We start from the raw sequence: 12,823 nt of genomic DNA on the forward strand, positions 1-12,823 counted from the left end.
TTGCTCTCTCTTATCTAGCGGTTTTCATCGGCGAAAGATGATCCATGATCTGCTGAATCCGCTGCTTTTCCTCAAGAGGACGACCTCGTTCATCAACAGCCACACACATGCCATTGATGAAGCGCGTAACTACCCGACCAGGTGCAAAGGGATTGTTGCGCAACTGAGGGGCATCGAGTAAGCCAACCGTAACCGCTTTCGTCAGGGTCGCCGGATCGATCAGGGGATCGGTCACACCGGCAGGTGCGAGTTGAGCAATCGCATCCAGCAGGTAGTGCGTCTCTTCCACCAATTGTGCCGCACGTGCCTGAACGGCTGGGTCGGCGGTCAAATCAGGTTGGCCACGCAGCGCATTTTCGATGGTGCGCCGTGCCATGCTACAGGCCTCGATAACATCCTCAGCAGTGGCGGCGTGATGTGCTTCGGTGTGGCCAACTACATGGACAATGTGCGGGCGTAGCGCCATTTGCAGGTAAATACTCGCCGCCAGATGCGCCCGCGCGGCAACCGGATCAACCGGATAGCTGAGCAATCCGGTACGGGTCTGCTTCCAGATACGGAAGTCTGGCCCTATCAGTGGTTTTGTTATCTCGAGCACTGCCAGCATTTTTGCCAGATCCATCGCATCGGAGAGACCGGGCGGACTGTTGAACATCAATTGTGCGATATAATCACGTACCCCGAAAGCCCGCGCATTATATGCGGAGAGGTAGGCACTGGCGACGAAGACAGTATCAGGCGCATCACGCATCCCCCAGTGATGTGGCTCGTTCAGCTCCACGGGGATATTCCGCTCACCATACCAGCGCATAACCGTCTGGTGTTCGCGGATCGATCCTTCCAAATCCCACGGCCCGCGTCCATCCATTTGGTTAAACCAGAAGAGCGGGATGGCACACCAGGCAATGTTGATCGTTTCGACGTACAATTCGGCCAGACGGACAAAATCATCTGTGCCAGAATAGGTTCTCAGCAAGGGGTAGTTCCCCCGCCGACTGGCAGCATAGAGCGCACGATAGTCATCTGCGCTGCGCACCGGTACGCCACCCGCACCTCTACGTACCGGGTCTTGACGGTCAGGACGAAAGAAGTTCTCTTGCGCATCTTGGTCAATGCCTAACGAGATAACATCAAGACAACGAGCCGCTGCAATCTGGGTAATGCCATCAATGGTAGCCTGCATCGTCAGCAAACCAAAGTGATGACGAATGAGCGGGTAAGGTGATTTCCAGCGAATACGCTCAATGGTATGTTGGGGAAAATCGGCTTCGGTTGCCATAGCCAGCCGTTGTCCGCGCAGGTATGCCAGTACCTGATCGGCAGACTCACTCCCATCGAAGACCTGCTCGAAGAAACCGAGGGTTACCGCCTTTTCCGCCAGGGGTGGAGTCCCGGCAAAGGCGAAGCGGACGCCGGCAACGTGCAATTCATCGGCAGCTTCAGCAAAACGTCCTAGCAGATGAGCACCGGTCTCCGGTGTCAGGCGGTACGATACACCGACCAGATCGGCCTGTTCGTGGCGGGCAGCCTCAATGACCCGTTCAATCGGCGTCGCCGGGCCGAGAAAGACGGTACGCCAGCCCGCCTCTTCCGCCAGTCGCAAAAAATTCATCACCCCTGCCACATGCACACATTCACCTAGCGCGGCGGCAACAACTGTTTTCTGTTTTGCCGTCATCTGATTGTTCCTTTCCTTTATGTCTATACACTACACAGCGTGTGGTCACTGTCGGGTAATCAACAGAGGTGTACCGAAGGCATGTCTGATACCCCGTTACCGCATCCTGATAGCATGTCGTGTTTTGCCAGGAATACAACAAGGAGTAACGTCATAGCTTGCCGGCTGATGGTACCCTCATTGTAGCATCTTGCCGCCAGACGCTGCACTGTCGTGAAACGAGGTACAGATAGTACAGATGTTGGGAGCCAGGGTGCATCGCAACTGTACTGAACAATCCCGCTGAGATGCCGGTTTTCGGTATGTGTAAGGTGATTTCTCAAAACGTGCTGGGGTAAACCCTGCCTGCGGCTGCATGGTCACTCATACAACGTCTGTGCAGGATCGGGAGTCCAGGCTGAAGCCAGTGCCTCCTGGGAGCGTGCGTCTCTGGCGCACTCATAGAGGATCGGTAGCCCTTCCTAAAGCCGGTGCTCCACCCTGGGAGCGCACCTCTGGTGCGCTTCCCACCTGATACGCGCAGGATCGGGGTCCGCACCGAAGCCAGTGCTACCCAACAATTGGTACTCAAGTTAACCAAATTTGTACTGGCTTCGGTAGCCGCAATGATGTAGGATGGAGTAGCATGAGTGTATAGTAGTATTCTGACACCTGTAACCAGCGCATTATGGAGGATCGAGTCGGTCACGCTATAGATGAGGGTGTCACGTCTGGTATCACGACCTGCACAACGTTACTCAAAAGCTGATACCGAAATCAACAACTGGCTGGTAATGTATCCGCTACGATGTCACCAATAGCGCGAACGACTTTGAGGATACCGGGGTGATATGGCATATCGCCTTGAGTGGGGCAGCAACGCATGGTGACTCTCGTGTACCAGACTTCAACCCGGCGGGTTGCACACCGGCAACGCCAGCTCTCAATACTTTTCTGTATTGTGCTGCTAATGACTGCATGGCCGGCACAATTCGGTGCTGCATATGAAGCACCATCAGCTACGCTGGCAAATCTGGTTTGCTTCGATGCAATTGAGGATGCGGCTATTGATCGCACGCCATCCTCATCCCCCTGGCGACCACTGCGGAACGAGGTCAGTTTCACCATGGCGGCTGCCCGCGTCTTTTCACCACCCCAGGCCATCTTTCTGGTCGAGGATGACGATGGCGACGGTGATGGAGGTATCGATGTTGATGCCTTCGGGCAACGATTTTCAATCCCACCAACTACCAAACAGATCATTGGTTCATTACGATATCGGATTGTGCCGAATGCACTTGGTCCGAATGATAGTGTGACCATTTCACTCAATCTACCCGATAACCCAACACCTGCCGGACGTGTCTTTGCCGTGGATATTCCGCTCAGTGGCCGGGCCGATGGTAACTGGCGCAGCTTTACCTGGGCAGCCACCGACGTGGCATCGCTGGTCGATCAAGGTGCTGCGCGGTTGCAGATCACGATGCGCGGCGTCAATGACGGTACCGCACTCGCGCTTTCGTTCGATGACATCGAAGCCCAGGTATGCACACGCACACTGGCGACCCTGGGTGGTCGGGTCAGCCAGCGCAACCGGGACGAAGCCGATCTGAGCGATGTTCAGGTTCTTCTGGTACGCTCGGACACGAATGGCCAGACGGTCGTTGCCACCGCCGGTGTAGCCCCTGCCGATGATGGGTTTCGCTATCAGTTCGATGTGCTGCCGCTTGCGGACGGAGAAAGGTATCAGGTCTGGTTTGTCAATCAGCCGTTGCGTGGGAGTCGAGATCAGCGTCGTCTTGGTCTCCTGGCAGGGCCGGTTGTTAGCGAACTGGCCGCCGGTGAAGAGATTCTCGATCTCGACCTGGAGCTTAGTTCACCGCGCCTGCTTGATCCACCACCTGGTGCCCGCCTGGTGTTGCGCGATGACAGTCCGGTGCGCATCTCCATCGAACCGCGAGGCATTGAAGATGAGTTGTATCAGATTTGTCTCTACGATCCGGCGGTGATTGTCCCGGAAACCGGCTTACCACCGCAATTGTGCAGTCCAATACTCACCGCGGATGAACCGTACATTGATCTCGTGCCGGCCAGTTTTGCCACATTGCCCCTACGCTACGGCCATCCGTATCGCTGGTACGCCATCGTTCACGATAATCGCGGCACCGAGCAGTTACCCGCTTATGGTTACAGCTTTGCCGAACGTACTATCACGTTTCTGCTCGAACCTCCTTCGCTACCAGTGCGACCGGTCAATGACGAAGGATTGCCAGATGGTCTGCCACCGGCAAGCTGGACGATACTGATCTATGTTGCGGCTGATAATGCACTCGGCGATCCATTGCGCACCAGTGCTGTTGCACGCCCAGACTTCGAGCTAGAGCGCCTGCGCTCATTGGCGACGACCTATCCCAATCTTTCGCTGGTGACCTTCTACGACGGTTATGGAATTACCGGTGGTCAGATGTGTGCCTTGCGTGGCAGCACCGTTGATTGCCGGAATCGATCAGAGCCAAACAGTGCCGATCCGGTGACTCTGCGCGAATTCGTTAGATTCGGCCTGACCGAATTTCCAGCTACTCGCACCATGCTGGTGCTCGTTGGCCCGGCTCACCCGGCACTCGGTTTTGGCAGTGATGAGTCGGTCGCGAATATACCGGCCATGACGATGGCCGATCTCGGTACGGCGCTGACCAATGCCACCACAGCCGCAACCAAGCGCCTCGATCTCATCCTGATGCAAGCCCCCCTCACAGCCAATCTGAACACGGCACTGGCACTGGCACCGGTGGCTGATTATTTAGTTGCACCACCCGGACAAATCTGGCGCACCGCCTGGCTCAACCGCGTGCTGAGTCGGCTAAACGCGGCTAACAATACTCCACGGGCAGTTGCGATTGATCTGCCGGCATTGTACGGCAACGCCGTGCGAGCCGACGGCGTCCTGCGCGAATATGCGCTGACGACCCTCGACCTTGCGCGTGCTGATGAAGTGCAGGCGGCACGCGATGCGCTGGCGGTTGAATTAACACGTATGCTCAATGAGCGCGCCGCCGTAATGCAGTTGTTGCTGATGGATGTGCGTGCCGGCAGTACAGCCTATGATAGCTCAGGAAATGGGCTGATCAATGCGCTGCGGGACTCGCTTGGTGAGCACTTCCCGGCACCGGAAGATGCCTTTATCGATCTCGGTGATTTTGCGACAGCTCTGGCTAATGCACCAGCGTTACAGGCCGCCGATCTGGCGGCAGCCCGTTCTGCGACCCTGAACCTGCGAAATGCCCTTGGTGGAAGTACACCACTGGTCATAGCCACCCGCCGCCTGGCAAACGGACAGGTCGGCCTACCAGAGTTACCTATCGGTGCTGGTCTGGCCGAATTGTTCCCTCACCGCGCTCTCTTGGGCACCCAACCGCTGCTGGTCGAATATCTGCTGTATCGCGGTCAGAACGATGACTGGAGCGCCTTTGTTCGTCAATACCTGGCAACCGATCGACCAGTCGGCATTGGTGGCGTCACTGATGTCCCGACCGGCAGCACGCCGTTCCCGCTCATTACCGGACTACCACTGGCGTATGATCGCTATCTACCCATCGTTGCCCGCTGACCATTGCACTAAACAGTGCGACACAGGGATACCTGCACGCTCTCTGCAGAGGTAGGCGCAGGCGTTGACTGCACCTACCCTACTCTGTAGGATGGAATAAATCATCTCCCACCCCTTATGCCGGCGCGGATAAGACCGGCTGCGGTCAGCCTGCCCGGCCACCAGTTGGCGAGAGAGGTTCTCCTCAGGAAATTGCCTCTACCCCAGCAGCAAATTGCTGTTGATACAGATCGTAATACGCGCCGCGCAAGGCCAACAGCTCCTGATGCGAGCCGCGTTCGACGATCTGACCGTTCTTGACCATCAGCACCAGATCGGCATTCCGGATTGTGCTCAGGCGATGAGCAATCACAAAGCTGGTTCGGCCCGCCAGCATCTGATCAAACGCCCGCTGAATGATCCGCTCGGTGCGGGTGTCAACGCTACTGGTCGCTTCATCGAGGATCAAAATGCGGGGATTGGCCAACGCTGCGCGCGCAATTGCGATCAGTTGCCGTTGCCCTTGACTAAGACCGGTACCTCGCTCACCGAGGATCGTCTGGTAGCCGTCGGGTAACCGCTCGATGAACTCGTGTGCGCCAACCAGTTGAGCCGCAGCGATGACCTCGTCATCGGTGGCAGACAGACGTCCGTAACGGATATTGTTCATCACCGTATCGGCAAACAGGAAGGTATCTTGTAGCACAATGCCGATCTGTGAACGCAGACTGGCAGCGTTCACCGCACGTACATCGTGACCGTCAATTGTCACCTGCCCGGCACTGACATCGTAAAAACGCGGGATGAGATTGACCAGCGTGGTCTTGCCGGCACCGGTCGGGCCGACGATAGCGATGGTTTGCCCCGGTTCAGCGATAAAACTCACATCACGCAGTACCGGCTCACCCGGTTTGTATTCGGCCCAGACGTGATCGAAGACGACCCGACCCTGGATCGGCGGTAGCGGATACGCATTCGGCGCATCAACCAGATCGGGTTGCACATCAAGCAGTCCGAAGATGCGTTCACCACCAGCAATCGCGTTCTGGACATTTGTCCAGAGGGAGGCAATTTGCTGAATAGGCTGATTGAAGCGTTGCACGTATTGAATGAAGGCAAAGATCGTTCCCAGAGAAATGATCCCGGTACCGAAGAGGGGCGCATTACGCAGCGCACTCAGCGCACCGACCACCACAACGATGGCAATGGCCACGTACCCGAGTGCTTCAAGCACCGGGTTCAGGGCACTGGTGAAACTGGCCGCCCGAATATTTGCATCACGGTTGGCAGCGTTAGCCCGCTCAAACTGCGCAATGCTCTCTGCCTCACGGTTGAAGGCCTGTACTTCGCGAGCGCCGGCAATACTCTCTTGCAAACCGGCGTTCACATTGCCCATTTGTTGCCGACTGGCGCGAAACGCTCGCCGGGCCTGGGTGGAAAAATAGAAGGTCGCCAGCACCATAAATGGCACTACACTCAGGCTGATCAGCGCATACGGCAGATTACTCTGCACCATGGCATTGATGGTCAAACCGATCTGCAAGAAGCCGCTGACAACGCTCAACAGGGCAAAACTCAGGGCCTGCTGAATCGTATCGGTATCGCTGGTGATCCGGCTCATCACATTACCGGCCTCGTTACGGGCAAAATAGCCCAGCGAGAGCCGATGAATGTGTGCGAAAACATCCTCTCGTATCTGCCGGAGTGCTCGCTGCCCAACCCAGTTCATACTGAAGAAGGCCAGGCCCTGGAGAAAAGCGCCACCGACAAACACAACCAGCAACCAACCGACCAGGCCGGTTAGCCCGCTCAGACGGTCGGTATTCGTTGCTGTGGCATCGACCGTGGTGTACCAGCAGACATCGGCCCGCGGAAAGAGGTAGCAGTCCACCGCCTGCCCGATCAGTTCAGGGGCAGTGACCTGCAACTGGGCAGCGGTAGTGATCAAGACGAAGGTGAGCACCACGACCGGCCAGTAGGGGCGAAAGTAGGGCCAGAAGCGGGCGATCGTCGCCAGTACATTTTTCGGCTTCTGGACATCGGTGTTTAGCATGCGGCCAGGGCCGCCCAGTCCTCCCATCATCGTCCTGTCACTCCTTCTTCACCCTGACCATTCGCAGAGGGTAGCGGGGCATCTTCAATCAGTTGTGAAGCGTAAATTTCGGCGTAGATTGGGCTTTGTTCGAGCAATTCGGCGTGCGTACCGCTGGCAACCAGTCGCCCTTTGTCGAGGACGAGGATCAGATCGGCGTTGCGCACGGTGCTAATGCGTTGGGCAATCACGAAACTGGTCCGACCACGCATCAGACGGTCGAGCGCCCGCTGAATCAGCGCTTCGGTTGCCACATCAACATTGCTGGTGCTATCGTCGAGAATGAGCAGCCGTGGGTCGAGCAATAGCGCACGGGCAATTGCAATCCGCTGTTTCTGTCCGCCGGAAAGCGTCATCCCCCGTTCACCTACCCGCGTGTTGTAACCATCGGGAAAACTCATGATGAAATCGTGTGCAGCCGCAGCCTTAGCTGCGGCAATGATCTCGTCATCACCGGCATCAGGGCGGCCAAAGGCAATATTCTCGCGGATCGTTCCGCTAAACAGATTGCTCTCTTGCAACACAATCCCGATCTGGCTGCGCAGACTGTCGATAGTGACGTCACGCACGTCATAACCATCGATGAGCACAGCTCCCTCGCTGACATCGTAGAAACGCGGGATGAGATTGATGATCGACGTTTTGCCACTGCCGGTTGCACCGAGCAGAGCAACCGTCTGGCCCGGCTCGACCACAAAACTGACATCTTGCAAAACGGGAGCACTGCTGTTGAAGTAACGGAAAGTGACATGACGAAACTCTACCCGCCCCTGCAATGGCGGCAGCACGATGGCGTCTGGTCGTTCGACAATCTCACTCTGCGCATCGAGCACTTCAAAGATGCGCCCAGCTGAAGCACCGGCCTGAGCCAGCAATGCGATAATGAAACCGAGCTGACCGAGGGGGAAGAAGACATACACCAGATAGAGACTAAACTTCTGATATTCGCCGAGTGCCAGCGTTCCGTTCAGAATTTGTTGACCACCAAAATAGAGAATGGCGACCTGACCTAATTGGGCAATTAACAATATCACCGGGAAGAGAAAGGCAAAAATCCGATTAACCCGAATCTGCTGCTCCATCAGTGCAGTAGCCGCCTGATCAAACCGTTGTTCTTCATATGGCTCGCGGGCAAATGCCTTCACGACCTTGATACCGGCAATATTTTCTTGCAAAATCGTGTTGAGACGGGAAAGTCGATTTTGCACTTCCAGAAAGAGCGGCTGGCTGATGCGGCCAAAGATAAAGAACACAGCAAGCGCAATTGGCAACAAAGGCAGAATAACCAGCGTCAATTGCCAATTGGTAAAGGCCAGCACGATCAGTGCCCCGATTAACAGTAAAAACGATTGGGCAGCAAGCACCAGCCCCTGAGCTACGAACGTGCGCACTCGTTCAACATCATCGGTAGCGCGTACCATTAATTGCCCGGTCTGATTGCGATCATAGAAGCTAAACGACATGCGTTGAATCTTGCTGAAGATCGCATTGCGCAGATCGAAAGCCAGATCGTGCGAGGTTTGCTCTGCCATGAACGATTGTAAAAACGAGAAGACACCACGCATGACGGCGAAGACCAGGATCAACAACGCGGCATGAAGCACAATCCCTTCAGCATTTGCCGCATCACGCTGCAACGCTTCGATGGTCAGACCAAGCTGTGCCGCCGCCGCAGCCTGAAATGCCGCCGGCACTTCTGTCAAAACACGGGTCGCGACCATACTGCGCGTGACCGCGTCGATCATATTTTGTACCAGTTGGGGTACGGCTAACTGAGCCAGGGTGGCCAGCACCAGTGAACCATAGGCGATCAGCACAGTGCGCCGCTGACGACCAAGATAGCGAATGGCACGCATCAACGCACCAGAAGCCGGGCGCTGAGCCGGTACCGAAGTCATTCCACGCTGAGCCTGCATACCTGTTTCTTTCCTGAACCTTTGCTAATCGAAACCGAATCCCGTTACGCCCGCATTGCCCGTTCAAGCAGATCGAGAAACACCTGTTGCTCGGTGTGGCTTAAACCGGACAGGAGATGAACCAATTGATGTAACCGCTCGCGCTCGAGATCGCGATGAAGCTGCCGACCAGCCTCACTCAGCGAGAGCAGGATCACCCGGCTATCGTCGGGGTGAGGGCGGCGTTCAAGCAAGCCGTTTTGCAGCAAGCGACGTGTCAGGGCCGTCAGTGATGGCGGTTTGATATTCAGTGCTTCAGCCAGTTCGCGCATTGACAATTCCCGGTCAGGGGCCAACAAAGCGAGCAGGCGCAGATGCGAGATTGATAGCCCCCATTCGTTGAGTTGATCGAACAACGGGCTACGCGGCTGTCTCGCCCGCATGCAGTCAAGCAGCGTGAGCAAGCGTTGGGCGTTGGCAATAGTGATGTGATCCATGAATCTCAACCGTTAGTTAGACAAACTAATAGTATGGTACCTGACAAATCATTGACTTGTCAAATGAGGAGTAGGGAATAGTATACCTGGTATCACCTACGCTACAGGGAGAAGGATGACGCGCCCCTTGCCAGACGTGATTGGATTGCCTATGCCCGGTAGGAGTGCACTGCCGCGCGCACCTACCAATGCGTTGGTGGCATGACTCTGCTGTGCCAGATCACACCACCTTCAATACTACAACGCAGAACTGCGTTAGTACCCGACCTGTTTTTACACACCCACATCCCGGCTATAATGAACACTGATGCAATCATTGCGGATCGGTTTTGATGCCCGTTATATCGGCGACCATTTTCCCGGCATTGGTCGCTATATCGCTGCCCTGCTACCGGAGCTGAGTTCTCTCAGTCGCCAACACCATCTGTTTGTGCTGGTAAATGCCGATCAAGCACTGCCACCGTTGAACGGCACGAGTGTCGAGCGGATTACTGTGCGGAGTGCGCCCTTTGCGCTCACCCAGCAGCTCGAACTACCGTTGCTGGCAGCCCGGTTACAGCTCGATGTCCTCCATTCTCCCTACATCGTGAAGCCGTATCTCCTCCCCTGCCCTTCGGTTGTCACTATTTACGATGTCTTGCCTTTACGCTACCCGACCACGCTTAGCCCACGCGGGCGGCGCTTCTACCGGCTGGCCTTGCGCCTCGCTGCGCGGAGTGCGCGCAGCCTGATCACTATTTCGACCGTTTCACGCGACGATCTCGCGTTTCATCTGCGCATTCCTCGCGAACGGATTGTGGTCACACCGCTGGCTGCGGCGCCTTCGTTTACTCCCCAGCCGGTCGATGAGATCACCGATATGCGCTTGCGGTATGGGCTGCCTCGCCATTATGTGTTGTACGTCGGCTCAAACAAACCGCACAAGAACATTGACCGGCTGCTGCGAGCCTGGGAGCGCGTCATCCCCGATCTGCCGGCGTCGCTGACCGATACGGTACTGGTCATTGCCGGTAAGTTTGATCCGCGCTATCCCCTACCTGCAACGATTGCTAACGAGCGCGGTTTGAGCAAGCGGGTGAAGATTCTTCCTGGGGTAAGTGACGATGACCTGCCGGCCCTGTACAGCGGTGCCTTACTGTTTGTATTTCCGTCATCGTATGAAGGATTCGGCCTGCCACCGCTAGAGGCCATGGCTTGCGGCACGCCGGTGGTCTGTGCGTATGCCGGCAGTTTACCGGAAGTCGTTGGAGAAGCGGCGCTCACCGTCGATCCGCACAATATGCACGAGATCGCCGAAGGCATCTTGCGCGTGTTGCGCTCGCCCGATCTGGCCCGCTTTCTGCGCGAACGCGGGCAGCGTCAGGCGGCGCGCTTTTCGTGGCGAGCCACGGCCCAGGCCACGCTGGACGTGTATGAACAGGTCGCGGCCAGATAACAGGCTCAAATGAGGGTGAGTGAGGATGGGATGCCGTGGGCGAACAGAGAGCATCATACACTGTTCGCCCACGGTACCTTACCTCGCAACAACACAATGATGGGCTTGCAGTACAGTCATCCCTAGCCCAAACCGCATCGGATCACGGTTCCGGCTGACTCAGCAACGTGGCGCTAACCCACCCTTCAGTACCTGCGCTGACCCGTTGGGGGACGCAGTTATCGGCGGTTGCGACAACGCGTAAGCGATACCAGCGATTGTTGTCACCGATAATCTGTTCTTCTAGCAACTCAACGCGATCACCAACACAGACCTGACCGATGACGGTGTCGGCACTGACGCGAGGGGCACTGCGAATGTTGCCGCCATTGATGACTTGCGCTCGGCCAATGATCGGCGCTGATGTGGGCGCAGAGGGCAGGGTAGCGGTAGACAAAGGGGAAGGGGTTTGCGTGGGAATAGCAATAGCGCTCTGCGTCGCTGCCTGTTGAGTTGCTGCACGAGCTTCGCGAGTCTGTTGCACAATCTGGGTCTGGCGGGCAACCACGCGGCTTGCCTCGATCTGCTCAAACACAAACGGCGCCGCTCCGATCAGTCCGAGGAGCAGGATACCGGTCAACAGCGCAATCATCACAATACGTAGCGGCCCACGTTGGCGCCGCCGCCCTTCAAACAACCGCTCCCAGTCACGTGGATCAGTTTTTGGTGGCACGGTTCTCTCTCTCTCTACAACCAGCGACACAGCACCGGCTGCCGTTCGCCGGTTGGCACAAAGCCAAACCAGCGGTAGAGCCGCTGGGCATGATGGTTGTATGCCTGTGTGTTGAGAGTGAGCAACCCGGCACCGGCTTCAGCCGCATAGGTCACGAATTCTGCCAGCAACCGCACACCAATTCTACGACCACGCAATGTCGGATCAACGGCAATTCGTACCAAGTGCATCAGTCGACCACCAAAATGACTGGTTGCGTAACTGTACCCTACAACCTCACCATCGATCTCGGCCATCACGAAAAACGAGCCGTCAGCAATAGCCGGTGCCAGAATATCTTCATTCTTGACCCATTGCGGCTCGAAGCAGCGCGTATCGAGTCGCAACACCTCGACTAAATCAACGGCACGGGCAGGGCGAACTTGCACATCAGGATTACCGGTTGCCGGAATTTCCCAGCCCCGTTTTTCATAGACGACCACATCAGTTTGATAGTAGTAACCGGCAGCTTCGAGGAGTGGACGTAACCACTGATCGGTCTGCTCATCGCCGGCATAGTAGATATGGGTGATCGCATGATCACGGGCGAGTTGTTCGAGGGCAGGGGTTAATACCTTCAACGCCTCTTTCGGTGGTACACGTTCACTGATTGCCAGTGCCCGCAACCAGACAACCCGATCAATCGGCTTACTCAAAGTAGCAACTGCCAGTAGCTCGTTATCGAACTGAAGAACGACTGCCCGTCCCTCTTCGACGGCGGCATACAATTCATTCCCGTTCGTCGCCAGAAAGCGGCGTCCAGCTTGCCGAAAGAGCAGACTCACCGCCCTCACATCGGCTGGCTGGCCTGAACGAACCGTTGTTGCCTGGAGATCGACAGGTTTTCGAAATGGCCACATAGCTGTGTTACCATACTTACGGTGTTTGAGTTTGTATTGTACCAGAGAAG

General features: G+C 56.3%; 8 protein-coding genes. 2 read left to right on the top strand and 6 right to left on the bottom strand.

Annotated elements, in window-relative coordinates; all coding sequences use genetic code 11:
* Window positions 1-10 precede the first annotated feature (10 nt).
* The gene (locus VAE55_RS12945; RefSeq protein ID WP_322816188.1) at window positions 11-1,678 is read right to left on the bottom strand and encodes a cobalamin B12-binding domain-containing protein; all 1,668 of its coding nucleotides are present in this window, start codon (window positions 1,676-1,678) and stop codon (window positions 11-13) included.
* 949 nt (window positions 1,679-2,627) lie between these two features.
* Here VAE55_RS12945 and VAE55_RS12950 point away from each other — a divergent pair.
* Entirely contained in the window at window positions 2,628-5,264 is a 2,637-nt protein-coding gene (locus VAE55_RS12950) for a clostripain-related cysteine peptidase (RefSeq protein ID WP_322816189.1), read from the top strand.
* 184 nt (window positions 5,265-5,448) lie between these two features.
* Here the strand turns inward: VAE55_RS12950 and VAE55_RS12955 are convergent, their stop codons facing one another.
* Genes VAE55_RS12955 through VAE55_RS12965 form a run of 3 tightly spaced genes read right to left on the bottom strand, consistent with a single transcriptional unit; the run spans window position 5,449 to window position 9,727 of the window.
* Window positions 5,449-7,326, bottom strand: a complete 1,878-nt coding sequence (locus tag VAE55_RS12955; RefSeq protein WP_322816190.1) for an ABC transporter ATP-binding protein — start codon at window positions 7,324-7,326, stop codon at window positions 5,449-5,451.
* Window positions 7,323-9,251, bottom strand: coding sequence for an ABC transporter ATP-binding protein (locus VAE55_RS12960; RefSeq protein WP_322816191.1), 1,929 nt, complete (start codon window positions 9,249-9,251; stop codon window positions 7,323-7,325). Before VAE55_RS12960 ends, VAE55_RS12955 begins: the two co-directional genes overlap by 4 nt.
* Window positions 9,252-9,295: 44 nt before the next feature.
* Window positions 9,296-9,727 (bottom strand): MarR family transcriptional regulator, encoded by a 432-nt coding sequence (locus VAE55_RS12965; RefSeq protein WP_322816192.1) that lies wholly within the window; start codon window positions 9,725-9,727, stop codon window positions 9,296-9,298.
* Between the two features lie 307 nt (window positions 9,728-10,034).
* On the opposite strand from VAE55_RS12965, the gene VAE55_RS12970 reads away from it, so the two are divergent.
* Complete coding sequence (locus VAE55_RS12970; protein ID WP_322816193.1) at window positions 10,035-11,162, top strand: glycosyltransferase family 1 protein; 1,128 nt, start codon at window positions 10,035-10,037, stop codon at window positions 11,160-11,162.
* A gap of 142 nt (window positions 11,163-11,304) precedes the next feature.
* Here the strand turns inward: VAE55_RS12970 and VAE55_RS12975 are convergent, their stop codons facing one another.
* Window positions 11,305-11,874 carry an SH3 domain-containing protein gene (locus VAE55_RS12975; RefSeq protein ID WP_322816194.1) on the bottom strand — a complete coding sequence of 190 codons (570 nt, stop codon included), beginning with the start codon at window positions 11,872-11,874 and terminating at the stop codon, window positions 11,305-11,307.
* A gap of 14 nt (window positions 11,875-11,888) precedes the next feature.
* On the bottom strand, window positions 11,889-12,773 hold the full coding sequence (locus tag VAE55_RS12980; RefSeq protein ID WP_322816195.1) for a GNAT family N-acetyltransferase: 885 nt from the start codon (window positions 12,771-12,773) through the stop codon (window positions 11,889-11,891).
* Window positions 12,774-12,823: the final 50 nt, after the last annotated feature.

Origin of the sequence: Chloroflexus sp. (assembly GCF_034432675.1) — a bacterium.
Lineage (GTDB): Bacteria > Chloroflexota > Chloroflexia > Chloroflexales > Chloroflexaceae > Chloroflexus.

What these genes read in the sequence shown, in the direction of transcription:
- VAE55_RS12980 (WP_322816195.1), bottom strand. Translation starts at nt 12,773, where the DNA reads ATGTGGCCATTTCGAAAACCTGTCGATCTCCAGGCAACAACGGTTCGT.
- VAE55_RS12965 (WP_322816192.1), bottom strand. Translation starts at nt 9,727, where the DNA reads ATGGATCACATCACTATTGCCAACGCCCAACGCTTGCTCACGCTGCTT.
- VAE55_RS12950 (WP_322816189.1), top strand. Translation starts at nt 2,628, where the DNA reads ATGACTGCATGGCCGGCACAATTCGGTGCTGCATATGAAGCACCATCA.
- VAE55_RS12945 (WP_322816188.1), bottom strand. Translation starts at nt 1,678, where the DNA reads ATGACGGCAAAACAGAAAACAGTTGTTGCCGCCGCGCTAGGTGAATGT.
- VAE55_RS12970 (WP_322816193.1), top strand. Translation starts at nt 10,035, where the DNA reads ATGCAATCATTGCGGATCGGTTTTGATGCCCGTTATATCGGCGACCAT.
- VAE55_RS12960 (WP_322816191.1), bottom strand. Translation starts at nt 9,251, where the DNA reads ATGCAGGCTCAGCGTGGAATGACTTCGGTACCGGCTCAGCGCCCGGCT.
- VAE55_RS12955 (WP_322816190.1), bottom strand. Translation starts at nt 7,326, where the DNA reads ATGATGGGAGGACTGGGCGGCCCTGGCCGCATGCTAAACACCGATGTC.